This is a genomic window from Aeromonas sp. R7-5 (genome assembly GCF_040908015.1).
Taxonomy (GTDB): Bacteria; Pseudomonadota; Gammaproteobacteria; order Enterobacterales; family Aeromonadaceae; genus Aeromonas; species Aeromonas caviae.
This window is the reverse complement of the sequence record NZ_JBFOCZ010000019.1, coordinates 56,624-75,443: the sequence shown is the minus strand read 5'-3', so window position 1 is coordinate 75,443 and position 18,820 is coordinate 56,624. Positions and strand designations below refer to the sequence as shown.

Annotated in this window: 16 protein-coding genes, 4 tRNA genes and 1 pseudogene; 9 read left to right on the top strand and 12 right to left on the bottom strand. The window is 62.3% G+C overall.

Annotation, left to right across the window (positions count from 1 at the left end; translation table 11 throughout):
• Positions 1–4 precede the first annotated feature (4 nt).
• Positions 5–92, top strand: a tRNA-Ser gene (locus tag AB5Y53_RS06870).
• A 216-nt stretch (positions 93–308) separates the two neighbouring features.
• Here AB5Y53_RS06870 and AB5Y53_RS06865 read toward each other — a convergent pair.
• Positions 309–824, bottom strand: coding sequence for a phosphoribosyltransferase (locus AB5Y53_RS06865; protein ID WP_368181445.1), 516 nt, complete (start codon positions 822–824; stop codon positions 309–311).
• Positions 821–1,147 carry a hypothetical protein gene (locus AB5Y53_RS06860; RefSeq protein ID WP_368181444.1) on the bottom strand — a complete coding sequence of 109 codons (327 nt, stop codon included), beginning with the start codon at positions 1,145–1,147 and terminating at the stop codon, positions 821–823. Before AB5Y53_RS06860 ends, AB5Y53_RS06865 begins: the two co-directional genes overlap by 4 nt.
• A 178-nt stretch (positions 1,148–1,325) precedes the next feature.
• On the opposite strand from AB5Y53_RS06860, the gene AB5Y53_RS06855 reads away from it, so the two are divergent.
• A complete protein-coding gene (locus AB5Y53_RS06855) occupies positions 1,326–2,135 on the top strand; it encodes an HAD family hydrolase (protein ID WP_368181443.1) in 810 nt (269 codons plus the stop codon).
• 43 nt (positions 2,136–2,178) lie between these two features.
• Positions 2,179–2,943, top strand: a complete 765-nt coding sequence (locus AB5Y53_RS06850) for a DeoR/GlpR family DNA-binding transcription regulator (RefSeq protein WP_368181442.1) — start codon at positions 2,179–2,181, stop codon at positions 2,941–2,943.
• 122 nt (positions 2,944–3,065) lie between these two features.
• Here AB5Y53_RS06850 and katG read toward each other — a convergent pair whose 3' ends face one another.
• The 4 genes from katG to AB5Y53_RS06830 all read right to left on the bottom strand — a co-directional run bounded on the left by katG (position 3,066) and on the right by AB5Y53_RS06830 (position 6,073).
• Positions 3,066–5,240 carry a catalase/peroxidase HPI gene (gene katG / locus AB5Y53_RS06845; protein WP_368181440.1) on the bottom strand — a complete coding sequence of 725 codons (2,175 nt, stop codon included), beginning with the start codon at positions 5,238–5,240 and terminating at the stop codon, positions 3,066–3,068.
• A 521-nt stretch (positions 5,241–5,761) separates the two neighbouring features.
• A tRNA-His gene (locus tag AB5Y53_RS06840) sits at positions 5,762–5,837 on the bottom strand.
• A 46-nt stretch (positions 5,838–5,883) separates the two neighbouring features.
• Positions 5,884–5,960: transfer RNA gene (locus AB5Y53_RS06835), tRNA-Arg, on the bottom strand.
• Positions 5,961–5,996: 36 nt separating this feature from the next.
• Positions 5,997–6,073, bottom strand: a tRNA-Pro gene (locus AB5Y53_RS06830).
• 203 nt (positions 6,074–6,276) lie between these two features.
• Between AB5Y53_RS06830 and folD the strand changes: the two genes are divergently transcribed.
• Positions 6,277–7,134 (top strand): bifunctional methylenetetrahydrofolate dehydrogenase/methenyltetrahydrofolate cyclohydrolase FolD, encoded by an 858-nt coding sequence (gene folD, locus AB5Y53_RS06825; RefSeq protein WP_010674955.1) that lies wholly within the window; start codon positions 6,277–6,279, stop codon positions 7,132–7,134.
• Positions 7,135–7,218: 84 nt separating this feature from the next.
• Here the strand turns inward: folD and AB5Y53_RS06820 are convergent, their stop codons facing one another.
• The 3 genes from AB5Y53_RS06820 to AB5Y53_RS06810 all read right to left on the bottom strand — a co-directional run bounded on the left by AB5Y53_RS06820 (position 7,219) and on the right by AB5Y53_RS06810 (position 10,483).
• Entirely contained in the window at positions 7,219–8,382 is a 1,164-nt protein-coding gene (locus tag AB5Y53_RS06820; protein WP_161469923.1) for a PLP-dependent aspartate aminotransferase family protein, read from the bottom strand.
• A gap of 92 nt (positions 8,383–8,474) precedes the next feature.
• A complete protein-coding gene (locus AB5Y53_RS06815) occupies positions 8,475–9,497 on the bottom strand; it encodes an isopenicillin N synthase family oxygenase (RefSeq protein ID WP_103260261.1) in 1,023 nt (340 codons plus the stop codon).
• 347 nt (positions 9,498–9,844) lie between these two features.
• The gene (locus AB5Y53_RS06810) at positions 9,845–10,483 is read right to left on the bottom strand and encodes an NAD(P)-dependent oxidoreductase (RefSeq protein WP_368181439.1); all 639 of its coding nucleotides are present in this window, start codon (positions 10,481–10,483) and stop codon (positions 9,845–9,847) included.
• A gap of 100 nt (positions 10,484–10,583) precedes the next feature.
• Between AB5Y53_RS06810 and AB5Y53_RS06805 the strand changes: the two genes are divergently transcribed.
• On the top strand, positions 10,584–11,483 hold the full coding sequence (locus AB5Y53_RS06805) for a LysR family transcriptional regulator (RefSeq protein ID WP_368181437.1): 900 nt from the start codon (positions 10,584–10,586) through the stop codon (positions 11,481–11,483).
• A gap of 116 nt (positions 11,484–11,599) precedes the next feature.
• The gene (locus AB5Y53_RS06800) at positions 11,600–12,499 is read left to right on the top strand and encodes a helix-turn-helix domain-containing protein (RefSeq protein ID WP_368181436.1); all 900 of its coding nucleotides are present in this window, start codon (positions 11,600–11,602) and stop codon (positions 12,497–12,499) included.
• Here AB5Y53_RS06800 and AB5Y53_RS06795 read toward each other — a convergent pair.
• The 3 genes and pseudogenes from AB5Y53_RS06795 to AB5Y53_RS06785 all read right to left on the bottom strand — a co-directional run.
• Positions 12,496–13,860: pseudogene (locus AB5Y53_RS06795) on the bottom strand (EAL domain-containing protein); the annotation flags it as partial. The gene AB5Y53_RS06800 and the pseudogene AB5Y53_RS06795 overlap by 4 nt on opposite strands.
• Before the next feature lie 246 nt (positions 13,861–14,106).
• Positions 14,107–14,673, bottom strand: a complete 567-nt coding sequence (locus AB5Y53_RS06790; RefSeq protein WP_368181435.1) for a phage minor head protein — start codon at positions 14,671–14,673, stop codon at positions 14,107–14,109.
• A gap of 1 nt (position 14,674) precedes the next feature.
• Positions 14,675–15,415, bottom strand: a complete 741-nt coding sequence (locus AB5Y53_RS06785) for an XRE family transcriptional regulator (protein ID WP_368181434.1) — start codon at positions 15,413–15,415, stop codon at positions 14,675–14,677.
• A gap of 150 nt (positions 15,416–15,565) precedes the next feature.
• On the opposite strand from AB5Y53_RS06785, the gene AB5Y53_RS06780 reads away from it, so the two are divergent.
• Genes AB5Y53_RS06780 through AB5Y53_RS06770 form a run of 3 tightly spaced genes read left to right on the top strand, consistent with a single transcriptional unit; the run spans position 15,566 to position 18,817 of the window.
• Complete coding sequence (locus AB5Y53_RS06780) at positions 15,566–15,790, top strand: helix-turn-helix transcriptional regulator (RefSeq protein ID WP_082044036.1); 225 nt, start codon at positions 15,566–15,568, stop codon at positions 15,788–15,790.
• Between the two features lie 53 nt (positions 15,791–15,843).
• Positions 15,844–17,823, top strand: coding sequence for a transposase domain-containing protein (locus tag AB5Y53_RS06775; protein ID WP_368181433.1), 1,980 nt, complete (start codon positions 15,844–15,846; stop codon positions 17,821–17,823).
• A gap of 55 nt (positions 17,824–17,878) precedes the next feature.
• Positions 17,879–18,817 (top strand): AAA family ATPase, encoded by a 939-nt coding sequence (locus AB5Y53_RS06770; RefSeq protein ID WP_368181432.1) that lies wholly within the window; start codon positions 17,879–17,881, stop codon positions 18,815–18,817.
• The last annotated feature ends 3 nt before the right edge of the window (positions 18,818–18,820 follow it).

The window sequence follows — 18,820 nt, the reverse complement described above, 5'->3', positions numbered from 1 at the left end:
ATTTGGTGAGGTGTCCGAGTGGCTGAAGGAGCACGCCTGGAAAGTGTGTATACGGCAACGTATCGAGGGTTCGAATCCCTCCCTCACCGCCAAATAAAACAAAAGGCCCCGTCGCAAGACGGGGCCTTTTGTTTTTCCGGTAACCGGCAATCTGGTCTCCACCCGGTATCGACAGGCGGGTGGACTAGCCCTGCTGGAGTGGCATAGGCCGTACACCGGGCGACACCGGGACGTAGTCTGGTCAATGCCTCCCTTGCTGTCAGGTTTATCCTGATTGGTTTATCGCTCCCTAACCTTGTCCCGTCCCGTTATCTCTTTAACCTGGAGACATAGGGGATATTCTGGTACTTGTGCTCCCAGGGCAGGCCGTAGCCCACCAGCAGGTCATCGCTCGTCATTTCATAGGCATAAAACTGCTCGGCGGGGATAGCCACGCGCCCTGGTTTGACAAACAGGGTCGCGATGGACAGGGAACGTGGCGCGAACGCCTGCAGGTGCGCGACCAGCCGCTTCATGGTACCCCCCGATTCGATGGCGTCGTCCATCAGGATGACGTCTCTGCCCTGGATGCCGACATTGTTGTGAAAGACGATGGGAGAGGCATTGTGGCGCTCCCCCGGAGTGTGGGGGCAGGAGATGTAATCCATGGCGATATCAAAGCGCAGCGCCCTGACGACATCGGCGGTAAACAGCATGCCGCCCGGCACCACGGTGATCACCACCGCCTCCGTGAATCGCTCGTTGAGCCGTTTGGCGATGACCTCGACGCCGAGCGCAATGTCCTCGGTATTTAATACCACGTCGCCGAAAGCAGGGTTTCTCATGGCAGCACCTGACAGGTTGTAGAAAGAGGGGTGGCCCGGGGTGCCAGCCCCACGCCTCTGCTGAGGAGCAGGGCCAGCACCATCAGCAAAACGACGCCGTGGAGGGCCGCCGGCAGACCGAAGGCGTCGGCGACAAAGCCGACCAGGGAGGGGCTGGAGAGCACGCCGACATAGTCCTGGGTGGCGTCGCTTATCTGCGCGTTCAGTTTGACGAAGGGGATGATGGAGGCCCAGGCCGCCGTGGCGAAGCCCGAGCAGAAGAAGGTGGCCCGGGTGGCGAGCCGCTCACGCCGGGGCCGCCGGCTGGAGAGTGTGGACAACATGGGGTCTCCTTGGAAGACAATCGAAGGAGGGGGCTGTGCCTGGGATCCTCCGAGCGAGGAGGTCATGCTATGATCATTTCGCCCAAATATGAACATAAATGATCTTATTTTTGTTTGTGTGTGTTCATTGCGGCGATATGATGACCGTGGTCAGAATGCATACATCCGAGGTAACAGCATGATCAAACTCATCATCACGGACATGGACGGCACCTTCCTCAATAGCAGGGGGGATTACAACCGAGCCCTGTTCGCCGAGGTGGTTGCCGCCATGGCGCAGCAGGGGATACATTTTGCGCCCTGCACGGGAAAACAGGTCGACCGGGTCGAGGAGCTGCTGGGGGCGCAGAGCGCGAATTTCTGGATCCTGGGAGACAGCGCCACCCGCATCAAACACCAGGGGCGCTACGTCTATCAGTCGCTGCTGGACAACGCCCTGGGCCTGGCCATCATCCGTCGGTTGGAGCGTCTGCCGGGCGAGCACATCGTCATCGCTTGCACGGCGGCCTGCGCGGCGATCCGGGAGGAGGTGCCGGATCATCTGAAAGCCCTGGTGCGCCGCTCCTACACCCAGGTGCAGACGGTCGCCGATTTTGGCGACATCACCGCGGACTTTGTGAAGATCACCGTCTATGACGAGCAGGGCCGCTGCCTGGATCTGCGGGGCCAGCTTGACGAGTTTGATGACGAGGCCTACATAGTGGCGTCCGACAAGCAGTGGATAGACATCGCCAATGCCGGCGTGCACAAGGGGACGACGGTGGCCAGGTTGCAGCAGCTGGTCGGCGCCGGTCGTCATGAGACGCTGGTTTTTGGCGACGGGCTCAATGACATCGAGCTGATGGCGTGTGCCGACTTCAGCTTCGCCATGCGCAATGGCCACGACGAGACCAAGGACGCCGCCAACTTCATCACCCGCTCGAACGATGATGACGCTGTCATGCACACCATCTTGCAACTGCTCGCACTGCAGCGGCAGGGGGCGTGAGACGGGCCGGGCACTCTTCGCTCGGCCATTACAAGGGAACATCATGGACAAGTATTCACCGGAGGAGCGACGGCTCCTCATTCTGGATCTGCTGGCCGCGCACCACAAGGTGATGGCGGCGGAGCTGGCGGAGCCGCTGGGCACCACAGAGGCAACCATCAGGCGGGATCTGCGCCATCTGGCCGATGAGGGGCGTTGCAAGCGCATCCACGGTGGCGCCATCTCCCTGTCGCCCCAGACGGGGACCCTGACCGAGCGCAGCACCCAGCATGTGGCACAGAAGCAGGCGCTGGCCGTGGCCGCCCTGAGCCTGGTCAAACCGAACCAGCTGATCTTCCTGGATGCCAGCAGCACCCACCTGCTATTGGCCTCCCTCATGCCGGAGCATCAGGGCCTGACGGTGGTGACCAACAGCCCGGCCATCGCCTGCCGGCTGCTGGAGAGACCCGGCATCAGGACCATCCTCCTCGGTGGCGAGCAGGATCCGCTGGTCGGCGGGGCCGTCGACATCACGGCGGCCGAGACCATCAAAAAATTCCGCTTCGATCTCGGTTTCCTGGGGGTCTGCGCCTGGTCCTCGGATCTCGGCTTCAGCGCCGTGCATTACCAGGACAGCGAGTTCAAGCGCCGGGTCGCGGAGCGTTCCGGCTCGCTGGCGGTGCTGTGCAATGACGACAAGCTGGAGTCTCTGACCTCCTACCCCTTCCTGCACGCCGCGGATCTTGACTACCTGATCTGCACCCGGCAGGACCCCGCCCTGCTCAAGGCGTTCGAAGGGGAGGGCTGCACCGTCATCACCGCCGGCTGATCTCGGGCCGGCTGCACCGCCGCGAGAAGTGCGAGAAGAGCGGGGAGAGGCAGGAGCTGGAAGCGGCCCATAAAAAACGCCCCGCTCCCGGGGCGTCGGGAACGGGGCGCCTGTCAGCGTCCTCAGGCGAGATCGAAGCGATCCAGGTTCATCACCTTGGTCCAGGCTGCCACGAAGTCCTTCACGAACTTCTCCTTGGCATCCGTACTGGCGTAGACCTCTGCCAGGGCGCGCAGCTGGGAGTTGGAACCGAACACCAGATCGACCCGGGTTCCGGTCCACTTCACCTTGCCGCTCTGGCGATCACGGCCTTCATAGACTCCCTGGCTGCCCGCCGCCGGCTTCCACTCCGTGCCCATGTCGAGCAGGTTGACGAAGAAGTCGTTGGAGAGGGTACCCGGGGCGGCGGTAAAGACCCCGTGGCAGTTGCCCGCGTTGGTGCCGAGCACCCGCATGCCGCCCACCAGTACAGTCATCTCGGGGGCACTCAGGGTGAGCAGTTGCGCCTTGTCGATCAGCATGGTCTCCGCGAAGCCCGCGCACTCGCCCGCGTAGTTGCGAAATCCATCGGCGAGGGGCTCGAGCACCGCGAAGGAGTCCACATCTGTCTGGGCCTGGGAGGCATCCATCCGGCCCGGAGTGAAGGGCACGGTCACGGCGACACCGGCTCTCTTCGCGGCCTGCTCGACCCCCACGCCGCCCGCCAGCACGATGAGATCGGCGAGGGAGACCCGCTTGCCGCCGGTGGCGGAAGCGTTGAAGGTCTGCTGTATCCCGTCGAGGGCCTGAAGCACTTTCGCAAGCTGGGCAGGCTGGTTCACGGCCCACTCCTTTTGCGGTGCCAGGCGGATGCGGGCACCGTTGGCGCCACCGCGTTTGTCAGAGCCACGGAAGGTGGACGCGGAGGCCCAGGCGGTCGACACCAGCTCGGCTACGGACAGGGAGGCCGCCAGGATCTTCTCCTTGAGCAGGGCCACGTCCTTGTCATCGATGAGGGGATGATTGACGGCGGGGATGGGGTCTTGCCAGATCAGCTCCTCTTTGGGTACCTCCGGCCCCAGGTAGCGGGCGATGGGGCCCATGTCACGGTGGGTCAGCTTGAACCAGGCGCGGGCGAAGGCATCGGCGAAGGCCTGCGGATCCTCGTAGAAGTGGCGGGAGATCTTGCCAAACTCGGGGTCAAAGCGCAGGGTCAGGTCGGTAGTGAGCATGGTCGGCTTGTGGAACTTGCCCGGGATGTGCGCATCGGGAATGATCTCCGGGGCATCCTTGGCCACCCACTGCTTGGCGCCGGCTGGCGACTTGGTCAGCTCCCACTCGTAGTTGAACAGGTTTTCAAAGAAGTTGTTGCTCCACAGGGCCGGTGTCTTGGTCCAGGTCACTTCGAGCCCGCTCGAAACGGTATCCTTGCCATGGCCGCTGCCGTAGTCGCTCATCCAGCCGAGGCCCTGGGCCTCCAGAGGCGCGGCTTCCGGCTCTGGCCCCTTGTGGGATTCGGGCGCGGCGCCGTGGGCCTTGCCGAAGGTGTGGCCGCCGGCGATAAGGGCGACCGTCTCTTCATCGTTCATGGCCATGCGACCGAAGGTGGAACGGATGTCCTTGGCCGCCTCCATGTAGTCACCGCTGGCGTTGGGCCCTTCCGGGTTGACGTAGATGAGGCCCATGTGGGTGGCCCCGAAGGGGGCCGTGAGCTCGCGATCGCCCTTGACTCGATCGGGATCGACCCCGAGCCAGGCAATTTCATCCCCCCAGTTGACGTCCTGATCCGGCTCCCACACGTCGGGCCGCCCACCGCCAAAGCCGAAGGTGCGAAAACCCATGGTCTCCAGGGCGACGTTGCCGGCGAGGATCAGCAGATCGGCCCAGGAGATCTTGTTGCCGTATTTCTGCTTGATGGGCCAGAGCAGGCGACGGGACTTGTCGATGTTGACGTTGTCAGGCCAGCTGTTGAGAGGGGCGAAGCGCTGTTGGCCACGGCCGCCGCCACCGCGACCGTCGGTGGTGCGATAGGTGCCCGCAGCATGCCAGGTCATGCGGATGAACTGGGGGCCGTAGTGACCGAAGTCCGCCGGCCACCACTCTTGGGAATCCGTCATCAGCTTGACCAGATCTTTCTTGAGTGCCTTGTAATCCAGGCTCGCGAAGGCCTTGGCGTAGTCAAAGTCCTTGTCCATGGGATCGGCGCCGGGGGAATGCTGATGCAGCAGATCCAGCCGCAACTGGTTCGGCCACCAATCTCGATTGGTTCTGCCGACGCCGGCGGTGTGGTTGAAGGGGCATTTGCTTTCTTCACTCATCTCTGTCTCTCCTTGGCAGTCATGTGCAATGCAGACAACTCAGTATGGGAACTTTTCCTGCAACCGGCGGGGCATGTGACAGGTTGGGCCTTGGACCGGCATCGGGGGGTTATGAATAACTCCTTATATTTCAGCTAATTGATTAAGGATGGGATGACTGTATTACGAAAAGATGAATCGGTGCCATCGAATTTGGCTGCTCCTGGACAAGGGATAAGAGAAGGAAGGAGCGCCCTGGCAGCCGTGTTATCAATCTTTTTATCCATAACACGAGGGATCAGACCTGGATTTGCGCTGGGTCATGGCATGAGGAGGGTTTGTCTTGAGCGGGGCAGAAAACCTCATTTTTGTGACGGCGGTCCGGATTGCGTCCTGAGCAGGGTGCCGAGCGCCAGAGGATGGGGTGGGGGCGTTGCGCCAAAAAGCGGACGGCGCAGAAACAAAAAGACCGGCCAGTGGCCGGTCCAAACAGACAGCGTGCTGCTGTCTCATCAGGCTGATCCCAGCCTGGAGGGGAATAATGGGGTGGCTGATGGGGCTCGAACCCACGACAACCGGAATCACAATCCGGGACTCTACCAACTGAGCTACAGCCACCACTGAAATCTGCCTTCGATACAGCAATCAAACTCATGTGTATCGATGGCGCGCCCTGCAGGATTCGAACCTGCGACCCACGGCTTAGAAGGCCGTTGCTCTATCCGACTGAGCTAAGGGCGCGTTATATCAAGAAATCCGGGGATTTCCCGATGAACCTGGTCGGTGATAAAGGATTCGAACCTTTGACCCTCTGGTCCCAAACCAGATGCGCTACCGGGCTGCGCTAATCACCGAAAATTCGCCATCCAGCATACCTTCGGCGGCACCACTGGGCAACGGGCGGGCATCATACCCAAGCGCCAAAGTCAGCGTCAACGACTTTTTCCGCCAGTAAATTCAAGTGCCTACTTATTGCCCTCCCTGCGAGAGCCGCTAACACCCGCGCCAAAAAAATGCGACAATGCGCCGCAGTTGAACACATGGTGAGTGAAGAACGATGTCTGCCAAAATCATTGATGGAAAACAGGTTGCGCAAACGATTCGCAATCAGGTCGCCGCGCAAGTCCAACAGCGGTTGGCGCAGGGGAAACGGGCACCGGGTCTGGCGGTGATCCTGGTGGGGCTGGATCCGGCCTCCCAAGTCTATGTGGGCAGCAAACGTCGCGCTTGTGAAGAGGTGGGATTTGTCTCCCGCTCCTATGACCTTAGCGCCACGGCGACACAAGCGGAGCTGCTGTCCCTGATCGACCAGCTCAACGAGGATCCGGAAGTGGACGGCATCCTGGTGCAGTTGCCCTTGCCGGCTCACTGCGATACCACCCAGGTGCTGGAGCGCATTCGTCCCGACAAGGACGTTGATGGCTTCCATCCCTACAACGTGGGTCGTCTGGCCCAGCGCATCCCGGCGCTGCGACCCTGCACCCCCAAGGGGATCATGACCCTGATCGAGACCACAGGCGTCAAGACCCATGGTCTGCATGCGGTGGTGGTCGGGGCTTCCAACATCGTGGGGCGCCCCATGACGCTGGAGCTGCTGCTGGCCGGTTGCACCACCACCACCTGTCACCGCTTCACCCAGGATCTGGAGACCCAGGTGCGCCGGGCCGACTTGCTGGTCGTGGCGGTGGGCAAGCCCAACTTCATTCCGGGGGAGTGGGTCAAACCCGGTGCCCTGGTGATCGACGTGGGCATCAACCGCCTTGCGGACGGCTCCCTGGTGGGAGATGTGGAGTATGAGACCGCGCGTAATCACGCCGCCTTCATCACGCCGGTACCGGGGGGCGTGGGCCCCATGACGGTCGCCAGCCTGATGGAGAACACCCTGAGCGCCTGCCAGGATTACCACGACGCCTGATGAGGGCGCCGGGCAGAAAAGAGAAAGGGAAGGCATTGCCTTCCCTTTTTTTATTGCGTCACTCCCCCGGATCGCTACTGGATATCAGAGGAGGGCCAGGGCGGCGGCCAGATCGGCAATCAGATCGTCGGCGTCTTCCACCCCGATGCTGAAGCGGATGAGATCGTCATTGACCCCGGCAGCGAGGCGGCTCGCCTCGTCCATGGCGGCGTGGGTGGTGCTGGCCGGATGGCAGGCGAGGCTCTCGAGATCGCCGAGGCTCACCGCCTGCACGAAGAGTTGCAGGTTGTCGAGCAGGGTGGCGCAGCGCTCAAACCCGCCTTCCAGCTCGATGCTCACCATGCCGCCAAAGCCGCTGGCGAAGGCGCCGAGGGCATCGTGGCCCGGATGGCTGGCAAGGCCCGGGTAGATCACCTTCTTCACCGCCGGGTGGGCATCCAGGAACTCGGCCACCTTCTGGGCGTTGTGCAGGTGGGCATCCATGCGCAGGGGAAGGGTCTTGACCCCCCGTTGCAGCAGGTAGGCCTCCTGCGGGCCGATGGGAGAGCCGATGTGCTTGAGGGCCACGGTGCGAATCGACTTCATCAGCTCATGACGACCCGCCACCACCCCGGCGATGATGTCGCCGTGACCGCCCAGGTACTTGGTGCCGCTGTGCATGACGATGTCGATGCCAAGCTCGAGCGGGCGCAGCAGGTAGGGGGTGAGGAAGGTGTTGTCACATACCGTGATGGCGCCCACCTTGCGGGCCGCCTCCACCACCACCCGCGGATCCACCACCTTGAGGGTGGGATTGGTCAGGGTTTCGAACAGTACCACCTTGGTGGCGGGGCGGATGTTGGCCAGCAGATCCTGATCGCTCTCGTAGGCGGTGATCTTGATGCCGGCGCGGCTGAAGGTCTGCTTGAGGAACGCATCGGTGCCGCCGTAGAGGGGGCCGATATAGGCCACTTCATCGCCGCTGTCGGCCAGGGCATACATGATGGCACTCACCGCCGCCATGCCGCTGGCCACCACCAGTGCCTCATCTGCACCTTCGAGGGCTGCCAGCTTCTGCTCCAGTTCGGCGGTGGTGGGGTTGCCAAAGCGGCTGTAGATGAAGCCGGGCGCCTGACCGGCGAAGCGCTCCTTGCCCGCCTGGGCGTTGAAGTAGCTGAAGGTGCTGCTCTGGTAGAGCGGGGTGGTGAGGGCGCCGGTCTGGGGATCGATCCGCTGGCCGCTGTGCACGCTCATGGTCTTGAATTTCATTTTTTTACTCCGTCATTGTCAGGTCGTTGCCCGACTGCTTGTGTTATCCGGGGCGCCGTCGCGCCCCTTTTTTAATGTCGAGTGGCGGGTTGTCAGACTAGCGCTGGCTCGCGCTGCGGCTCGCCTGCATAGTGGCGGGCCGCCACATCCGGGTGGGAGCGCAGCCTCCCCTTGAGCACGTTCTCCCCCACCTGATAAAAGAGCGGGTTGGCGGGATCGCTCTGGGGCCCTTCGGCCAGCGCCGCCAGCTCGGGGGAGAGGCTAAGCAGTGGCACAGTCGCATCCAGCCTTGCCGCCATGAAGAAGGCGCAGGAGAGGCGCGATACCCCGGGAGGGGGGCTCACCACCCGGTGCAGGGTGGCCTTGAGGTAGCCGTCGGACGCGAGCTCCAGCAGCTCGCCGATGTTGACCACCAGGGCGCCCGGCAGGGGGGGCGCGGGGATCCAGCCATCCGCCGTCTCCACCTCGAGCCCGGAGTGATCGTCCTGCATCACCAGGGTCAGGTAGCCGGGATCCTTGTGGGCACCTACCCCCTGACCACTGCTGCCTTCCGGTTGTCCGGGGTAGTGAATGAGCTTCATGTGCTGGTAGGGGGCACCGCGAATGCTCTCGTCAAATACGCCGGCGGGCTGCCCCAGCACCTCTGCGAAGGCGTCCAGCAGGGTGAGGGTGATGTCGCTCAGTCGATCCTGCCATGCCAGCAGCCGTGTCTTCATCTCGGGCAGGGCGGCGGGCCACTGGTTGGGGCCGATGAGGCGCTGCCAGGGTTCACGAATGTGCGCCACAGGCAGGGCCTGGGCCTCGTTCATGATATCGAACTGCTCCCGCAGATCCGGCCGTGCCCGGGTGAGCTCTGCCCCCACCTGGTTGTAGCCGCGAAAGTGGGGGGAGTGGACCATCTGCACCGCCAGTTTTTCTTCAAGTGGCAGGGCGAAGAAGCGGGCGGCGAGCGCCAGGGTCTCCTGGCGCGCCGATTCGCTCAGATCATGGCCCACCAGATAGAAAAAGCCCACTTCGCGGGCGGCCTGGCCAAGCTGCGCCAGCATCTGGCTGCGTGCAGCCGGGGTGCCTTTGAGGGCGGCGAGATCGATGATCGGCAATGATGGGGTGGTCATGGGCATCTCCTCACTTTCCGTGAACGGGGTCTGCGTGCCCCGGCGTGCGGGGTGTTGCGAAACCGGGGCGCACTCTTCTTGAGTGGCGCCGTTTGGGTTGAGGGTGATGCTACTGTTCGAGGTTATAAGGTGGAAGCAACAAAATATTCTTAGTTATATACAAAATTCGAAATGGAATTCGGACTTGAGCGAATGGAACGAGCAACGGGCGGCTCCGGCGGCGATCGGCCGTACCGGGTGAGAGCGACATTGGCGTGACGGGATAGACGCGGGAGAGAAAAGGCGGAGGGAGGCATCCGCCTCCCTCCGTGTGACTGTCATGGGAAGGGTTGCTGGCGCGCCTTTCCTCAATAACCCAGAGTGAAACGCTGGCGCAGGTGAGCCGGTGCTTGCACCTCGTTCAGCACCCCGTCCGCCAGATCGCCGACCGTGATCCCGGCGGGCTGCTCGCCGCTGAACAGCACCTGATCCGTGCCAAGGCGGTAACCGCCGCGCTTCTCGCCGGGTTCGAGGAACACCGGTGGGGAGACGAAACGCCAGTCGAGGGTGGTTTCCCGGCGAAGGGCGATGAGACCATCCCGGGCCGCGAGGGCCCCTTGCTTCCACTCTGCCGGGAACTCCGGGGTGTCCACCAGCTGCACGCCCGGGGCGATTTCCAGACTGCCGGCACCGCCGACCACCAGCAGCCAGCTCCCGGTGTCGTTGGCGGCGGCCACGATGGCGCCGGCCCCCTTGAGGTACTGATCGTAGATGTCCGGGGCACTCCAGCCCGGGTTGTAGGCACTGATCACCCGATCGTGCCCCTTGAGCACCCTGGCCAGTGCCTGGCTGTCCTGGGCGTCCACCGCCACGGCGGTGACTTGCGGGTGAGCGGCGACCTTGCTCACGTCACGCACGATGGCGGTGATCTGATGACCGCGGCTGACGGCCTCCTGGAGGATGGCTGAACCGACAAAACCGCTGGCACCGATGAGGGCAATTTTCATGGGAATTCTCCTTCACTGTGGGAATGGGGCTATCCTACGCCCCCGAGTGTGATTTAATAATCCACTTAAAATTGCATTCACTTGTAAGCAGGGCTTCATAATGGATCAGCTCAGACGCTACGCCATCTTCGCCGCCGTGGTGGAGGCGGGCAGCATGACCGGCGCCGCCAAGGCCCTCGGCATGACCCCGTCCGCCGTCAGCCAGCATATCAGTCAACTGGAGAGCCAGCTCGGTCTGCCCCTGCTGCACCGCTCCACCCGCCGCCTCAGCCTGACGGAGGCGGGGGAGGTGGTGTGGCAGGGTTGCCAGTCGTTGCAGCAGACCCTGAACGACACCGAGCTGCGCCTCTCGGAGGTGCGCGACAGCCTGCTCGGAGAAGTGCGGATCACCGCGCCGGTGGGGATGGCGGGCCAGCCCCTGGCGCGGGCGCTCTCGCCGCTACTGCAGGCGCACCCGGGCCTGGGCATCCAGATCATTGCCGACGACGAGAAGCGGGATCTCATCAAGGATCGCATCGACGTGGCGCTGCGGGTCGGCACGCTTGAAGATTCCACCCTGGTGGCGCGCAGGCTGGGTCAGACCCGGATGCTGCTGTGTGCCTCGCCCGCCTATCTGGCACGCAAGGGCACGCCGCGCAGCCCGGCGGATCTGCTGGCCCACGACTGGCTGGCTTCGGACATGCTGGGGGGTGGGATACTGCTGCTGGACGAGAAGGGGGAGGCCCACAAGATCAAGCCCAAGCCCAGGGTGCTGTGCAACAACGTCTTGCCTCTGCGCCAGTTTACCCTGGCAGGGCAGGGGATTTCGCTGCAACCGGAAGGTGAAATAGAAGAAGATATCGCCACCGGTCGGTTGCTCGTGCTGCTGCCGGGCTTTTTGGCCCCTCCCATGGAGATCCATGCCATCACCCCCCAGCGGGAGATCCCGGAGAAGGTGCGGCGGGTGATCAGCTCCCTTCGCAGCCACTTTGCCGAGCATGGCCAGAGCCGTCTACCTTGAGCGAGGCGGGATGAATAGCCAGGCGGTGCGCCGGCCTTGCGGTCGGCGCGACACCCCTGTTTAATGTGGACCTCCCGGGCCAGAGCGCCCTCTGCTGGCGTGGTCTCAAGCGCATCATGACACCGACTTCTCCCCACCCACTCCGTGAGCCGGCACCCGAGGCGCGCGCCCACCTCACCCGCATCGAGCGAGTGCTCGACTACATCCATGCCAATCTGGATCAGCCGCTCTCCCTGGAGGCGCTGGCCCGGCAGAGCTGCTGGTCCCGCTGGCAGTTGCAACGGGTATTCCTGCATGAGACGGGCCAGACGGTGGCTCACTATGTGCGCGAGCTGAAGCTGAGCATGGCGGCGGAGGCGCTGCTCTCCACCCGGCTGCGGGTGCTGGATGTGGCGCTGGATCACGGGTTTGGCTCCGAAGTGAGTTTCAGCCGCGCCTTCAAGCAGCAATTTGGCTGCTCGCCGCTGGCGTATCGCAAGCGGGGCCTGCGGCTGGGGCTGCGCACGCCCCTGGTGCGGGCGGCGGTCCCCCGCTCTGCCTCTCCCAACCTGGTGCAGGTGCGCATAGAGAGCCTGCCGGCGTTCACCTTGCAGGGGGTCAGGGGCACAATCCGGGGGTTGTTCGATGCCTCACCGGATTTTCAGCAGACGGTGCCCGCCATCTGGCGAGCGCTGCGCGAGACGGGGGCGCTGGACTTGTCGAGGGAGTGGCTGGGGGTGGTGGATGTGTCGGGGGCAGGGGAGCGGCTGCCTTACTGGGCCGGAGTGGCCACGACGGCGCCTGCGCCCCCCGGCCTGTCGAGTCTCAACGTGCCGGCTCAGGAGTATGCCGTGCTCACCCACAAAGGACCCATTGCCCAGCTGGGGGAGAGCCTGCACTGGTTCATCCTGCACTGGCTGCCGGAGTCGGCATACCGGGGGCTGGACGGTTTCGAACTGGAGCGCTATGCTCCCGGCTTTGACGGCCAGCAGCCCGACGCCACCATGGAGTACTGGCTGCCCGTCGCCCCCCGTTAGGGAAGGAGGCTCACCCCGGCATGGGGCCGCGATGGCTCCGGGCGTGTGGCGCTGGCCAGGAGATCAGTGAACTGGGCCGGTGGCAGCGGCTTGGCGAAGTAGAAGCCCTGCAGGTAGTCGATGCCATAGTGGCGTGCCATCTCGACCTGCTCCTGGGTCTCCACCCCCTCGGCGACCAGAGCCAGCCCCATGCGATGGGCGAGATCCAGGATGTTTTCGACGATATGGCGTGAGGGGCCTTCCTCTTTCATTCCCTTGATAAAGCTGCGATCGATTTTGATGATGTCCACATGGAACATCTGCAGATAGCAGAGGCTGGAGTGGCCGGTGCCAAAGTCATCGATGGCGATGAGCACGCCCAGCTCGTCCAGGGCATCGAAGATGGCGCGGGTCTGCTCGTCCGCATCCACCATCTCCCGCTCCGTCACCTCGAGCACCAGGCGCAGATCCTGGCCCGGGAAGGCGCGAAGAAAGTCGCGGCACTCGGCGACGATGTCCCGGTTTTTGAAGTGCTGGGCGCAGACATTGACAGCGACGTGAAAGCCGGGGGGCAGCCTGTCGGCCACCCCGACCAGATAATCCCGGGTCTGGGCCATCAACTGGCGGGTCATCGGTACTATGTAGCCGCACTCCTCCGCGAGGGGGATGAAGTGGTTGGGGGCAATCATCCCTTGTGTGGGATGACGCCAGCGCATCAGCACTTCACAACCGCGCAGGCGCCCCTGCCTGTCCATCACGGGTTGCAGATGGGGGATGAACTCCCGGGCCGCCATGGCTCTGGCAAGCTCGCTGCGGGGGGAGCCGCTGCGCCCCCTCAGATAGAAGGTGAGCAGCCCCAGCAACAGCGCCAGCACAGGGGCGGCAAGCAGGTTCTCCTGGTTGTACGCCCAGGCAAACGCCAGCACTTCCTTGTAACCATTGAGCGCCACCAGGCGATAGGGATGAGCGGTGGGCTCGCTCTGTTGCAGACGTTGTCCCCCTTCCAGCAGGCGGGCTGCGGGCAGGGTCCTGCCGTGGCCATCGAGGGCCTGGTCCCCGAGGAGGAAGAAGAGGTTGTCCTCTCCCATCACGGCCTGCAAGGCGCCGAAGATGTGGAAGCCGTCCAGCTCCACCAGCAGGGTGCGATCGCCGGATGGCTGACGGTAGAGGATGGCGGTCTGCCCGGTGATGGGGCTGTGTCTGGCGAGGATCAGTGTCTGGTTGCCCGCCGGGCCGCGAGGAATATCCCGGGTGAGGATGGGCCTGTGCAGGGTGGTACAGCGCAGTTGCTGGCCCTCCAGCACATAGAGTGCCCGCGCATAGGGGGAGGCGGTGATGAGGTCGCGCAGGGCCAGTTGCTCATCCTGGCAGCGGCCCATGGCGAGGGGGCGGGCGGCTGTTTAGGGCCTATTGAATTGATCACTGGGAATGGTTAGGGAATAAGTGGGATCTTGAGGGAATAGATGGGATCGGGAAACCAGAAGGCAAGCGGCCTGTAGAGCGATCGAAACTCTGCAGGCCGTTTTCGTTGGCGCGGATCCACAAAATGATCAACGGATCCGAAAGTGGCAAAAAATCGCTAGTGAATTGATCACAGTCGATTTCGTGAAGCGGGCTTTAAAGCGGCTTTAAACGCCAGGGGTACCCAAGCCGGGGTTGAAGTCCCAACCAGGCTCGATGCCATCGCCGGTTGCGCTCGTCCTGGCTTTGCCGGACGCCAGTATCTTCTGGTACTCATACTTTGAAATCTGACGCACCCAGCACGTACAGCCCCAGCTGTTTGGAGGCATATGCGTTAACCACCAAGAATCATCTACTGGTAACAGCACTCCATCCCATTGCAGGTGCTGCTCACAGGTCTCACGACGTGGACCAAGCTGGTAGATGAGGTATGGCATGGCGCGTTTGGTGCGCTGGATGCGTTGCCACTGGGCCGCCGCTCTTTCAATGCGGATGTCCTGATTATGCAGATAGGTAAGGGCCTCTTTATCAGCTTTTATGTACACGGCTGACCAGAGTTCGCCCAGTTCTTTACGTGCCTCGTCAATCTCTCTACGAGACGTGTGATCGCACAGTGTTTCCAGTGTTTTGAGATGCGCAATGGTCACGACTTCGAATTCTTCAAGGCATGATAAGGCGTGCTCAATTCTGCATTTCAGTTTGATTGATTCCTGCAAAGTCAAAGGCTTAACCATCTTACTCCCCCACGTCATGTGCGATATGGACGACCTGTCCGATTACTTCGAAGGTATGCTTCTCGTCCTTCTGGATCGTCATAGGTGGGTAGATCGCGTTGTCGCTTATCAGAACCCAGGTATCCGGCCATACCTGCAGGCGCTTGACCCATAGCTGGTCGTCGTTGCGCACCACATAGATATGACCATCGACAGGACGGGTTCTTCCCAAGTGAACAACTAGGGTGTCGTTATTACTGATGGTGGGCTCCATGCTGTCGCCTTTGCTCCAGACAATCGCCAGTTCTTTTTCGTCAAACCCTCGCCATCTCAACCATTTGCGGCGAAAAGCAAGGTGCCTGCTTGGCTCTAGTTCACTCTGTGTCAACGATCCATGCCCAGCAGATACCTGCACTGCGTAGCCAGGTATCAGCGCAAATTCATCAGATAGCTCTGTGTCAGCTATGTAAGAAGCAGGTGCTTCATTGATAGCCAATGGCTCATTGATGAACCATGCCATTGGCATTCCAGCAGTGACTGCTATCTTCTGTAGCCTATCAATGGTGGGATAGCTGGAACCTTTCAGATAATCCCTCAGTGTCGCCTCAGATAATCCGCATCTGCGTGAAAAACTACGCACCGTCTCATCACCGATCGCCTCCTTCAACCTCTCGGCGAATGGAATTTTTCGCATCCCAATAAAAATTCCTTCGGGATTTTTATCTTCATTTATGGATTTTTCATCGTAAGTGCCTGATTTCATTTAAAACTCAACCCTTTTTTTATCTGCGCGCTCATCTACAGAAAAATTCGCAACCAACTTGCTTTGCGAATTTTTCTGATCAATGATGTGTTACACGTTAACGCAACACCAGAAAGTTGCGCAGTGGTGTAGTTTTCTGAGGGTATCAAAATGATCCAAGGCAATACAGATTGGCATAGCGCGGATGTGAAATGCGCGCTGGCAAAAGCAGGGACGAATCTGGCTCAACTGGCTAGAGAAAATGACCTAGCACCTTCAACTCTTCGCAATGTTTTCCGCTTCAGGTGCCCAAAGTACGAGCGCATCGTTGCCGAAGCTATTGGCAAAACACCTGACCAGATCTGGCCATCCCGTTACGAAAGCAAGTGCGCGTAAAGGAGCTGGATATGGAATGGATCACTGCAAAAGACTGCGTAGGCATTTCTGTAATGCCAACTGACGTCCATAAGACCAGGGCGAAGCTTGATCGTCTGTGTGCAGGCGATGCCGACAAGAAGCGCAAGAAATCCGGTTCAAAGGCTTTTGAATACCACATCAGCATCTTGCCGCCGGTTGTCCAAGCCGCCCTGCTGCGCAAGGCGGGCAAGGTAAAGGTCGGCGGCATGACGCTGGATCTGCCCAAGCCCCAGGCGCCGCGCTACTGCAAAGAGCAGCTCTGGGCCAACTGGAGCAAGGCCAATGACAAGGCCCACGCCAAGGCCAAGGACCGCCTGAAAGCGGTGCAAGCCGTGCATGCCCTGGTGGCAAACGGCAGCACCCTGATGGAGGCCTACCAGCATATCTCTGCCGAGTTCGCCATCGCTCTGCCGACCCTGCGCCGCTACTGCGCCGCCGTGAAGGGGTTCGATGACTGCGACTGGCTGGCCGTGCTGGTGCCCAAGCAGCAGCAAGCCGCCACTGAAAGCCGCGCCGCCCGGCTGGCTCCCGTCAGCGATCAAGCCTGGGAGTTCTTCAAAGCCGACTACCTGCGCCGCGAGCAGCCTAACGCCTCGGTCTGTTATGAGCGGTTGAAGCTGGCGGCCCGCGATCAAGCCTGGGCCGTGCCCAGCCTGAGCAGCCTGATGCGCCGGCTGGAGCTGGAAGTGCCCAAGCCCCAGCAGGTGATGCTGCGCCAGGGCGAGCACGCGCTGATGCAGCTCTACCCACCGCAGGAGCGCACCATCGAAGGGCTGGACGCCATGGAGTGGATCAACGGCGACGGCTACCTGCACAACGTCTTCGTGAAGTGGTTCAACGGCGAAGTGATCCGTCCCAAGACCTGGTTCTGGCAAGACATCTACAGCCGCAAGATCGTGGGCTGGCGCACCGACATCAGCGAGAACACCGACAGCATCCGCCTGTCACTGATGGACGTCTGCAGCCAATACGGCATCCCGCGCGAGATCACCATCGATAACACCCGCGCCGCCGCCAACAAATGGATGACCGGGGGAGTGCCGAACCGATACCGCTTCAAGGTCAAGCCAGACGACCCCCTCGGCCTGATCCCGCAGCTGGGCATCAAGCTGCACTGGTCCAGCGTGCTGCTGGGCAAGGGGCACGGTCAGGCCAAGCCGATCGAACGTGCCTTCGGCGTGGGCGGGCTGGACGAAATCATCGACAAGCACCCGGCGCTGGCTGGCTGCTACACCGGCCCCAACCCCATGTCCAAGCCGGACAATTATGGTGAACGGGCGGTGGGTGCTGACGAGTTCCTGCGCGTCGTGGCCGAAGGGGTCGCCCTCTACAACGCCAAGCTGGGCCGCCAGACAGAAGCCTGCCGGGGCGTCATGAGCTTTGACCAGGCCTTCGCCCAGAGCTATGCCCAGGCCACCGTGCGCAAGGCCAGCCGCGAGCAACTGATGATGATGATGCTGCAGGCCGAGGCCACCCGCGTCAGCAAGCACGGTTCCATTCATCTTGAGGCCGGCGGCGCCATCGCCAGCCGCAACAACCGCTACTACCACCCCGATCTGGCCCAGTACGCCGGGCAGAAGGTGGTGGCCAAGTTCGACCCCCAGCGCCTGCACGAGGCGGTGATCGTCACCACCCTGCAAGGCCAGACCATCTGCGAAGCGGAATGCCATGGAAAAGTCGCCTTTGGCGATACCCAGCAGGCCCGCGAGCACAAGCGCAAGCGCATCCAGTTCGTCAAGGCCAACAAGGCCGCCGCGCTGGCCCAGCAAGGGATGTCTGCCCTCGAAGCCGCCGCCCTGCTGCCCAGCATCAGCGACGAGCCCGCCCCCGAAACCAAGGTGGTGGAGATGGTGCGCCCGGTGGCGCTCGGCAATGCCGCTCTGGCGGTGCAGCCCGCACCGCTGGCCGCCAGCCAGTCCCAGACTGAACCCGCTCCCGTCATCGACTACGAGGCCCGCTATCAGGCGAGCGTCGCGGCGATGGCCGAGCAGATGAAGAGAAACAGCCTTTAACCGGCGTCTACCCAAGAAAAAAGCGGCCTGTGAGGCCGCCTGAAAGGAGAGTTACATGTCAAACGTAGTCACTTTAGACCAGAACAGCAACATCGGCATCGACGTGATCGCCCGCGTCAAAGCCCTGCTGGAGCAAAGCACCGTCACCCAGGCGCAGATCGCCAAAGAGATCGGCGTCTCTGGCTCGACCGTCAACCAGCTGCTCAACGGCAACTACAAGGCGGACCCGACCGCCATGCTGCAGAAGCTGGCCAACTGGCTGACCGCCCGCGACCAGCGTGCCGACGCCCCCCGCGATCCCGGCTTTGTGATGACCGAAACCGCCAAGCAGATCGTCGCCGACATGACCTACGCCCAGATGACCCAGAGCATCGTCATCAACCACGGCGCCTCTGGCGTGGGCAAAACCACCGCCCTGCGCTACTTCCAGCGCAATAACAACAACGTCTGGATGGTCACCGCCAGCCCGACCCGCAGCACCCTGACCGAATGCCTCTACGAGCTGGCCATGGAGCTGGGGATGGAGAACGCCCCGCGTCAGCGTGGCTCCCTGGCCCGCGCCCTGCGCCGCCGCCTGCTCTCCACCAAAGGCCTGATCGTGGTGGATGAAGCGGACCACCTTGGCCGCGACGTGCTCGAAGAGCTGCGCATCCTGGTGGAAGAGGTGGAAGTGGGCATGGTGCTGGTCGGCAACAGCCGGGTTTACACCCAGCTGACCGGCGGCCACCGCTCCGAAGATTTCGCCCGCCTTTACTCCCGCGTCGCCAAAAAACGCGCCCTGACCAAGGCCAAGAAGGCTGACGTAATGGCGGTGGCCGATGCCTGGAACGTGACCGGCGATGCCGAGCGCGCCCTGCTGCTGCAGATCAGCGAACGTCCCGGCGCCCTGCGGCTGGTCAGCAAGGTGCTCAAGCTGGCAGTGATGTACTCCGGCGGCGAACCGCTCAACGAGCAGGTGCTGCGGGTGGCCTTTAACGAGCTGGAGGGGGAGTGAGCT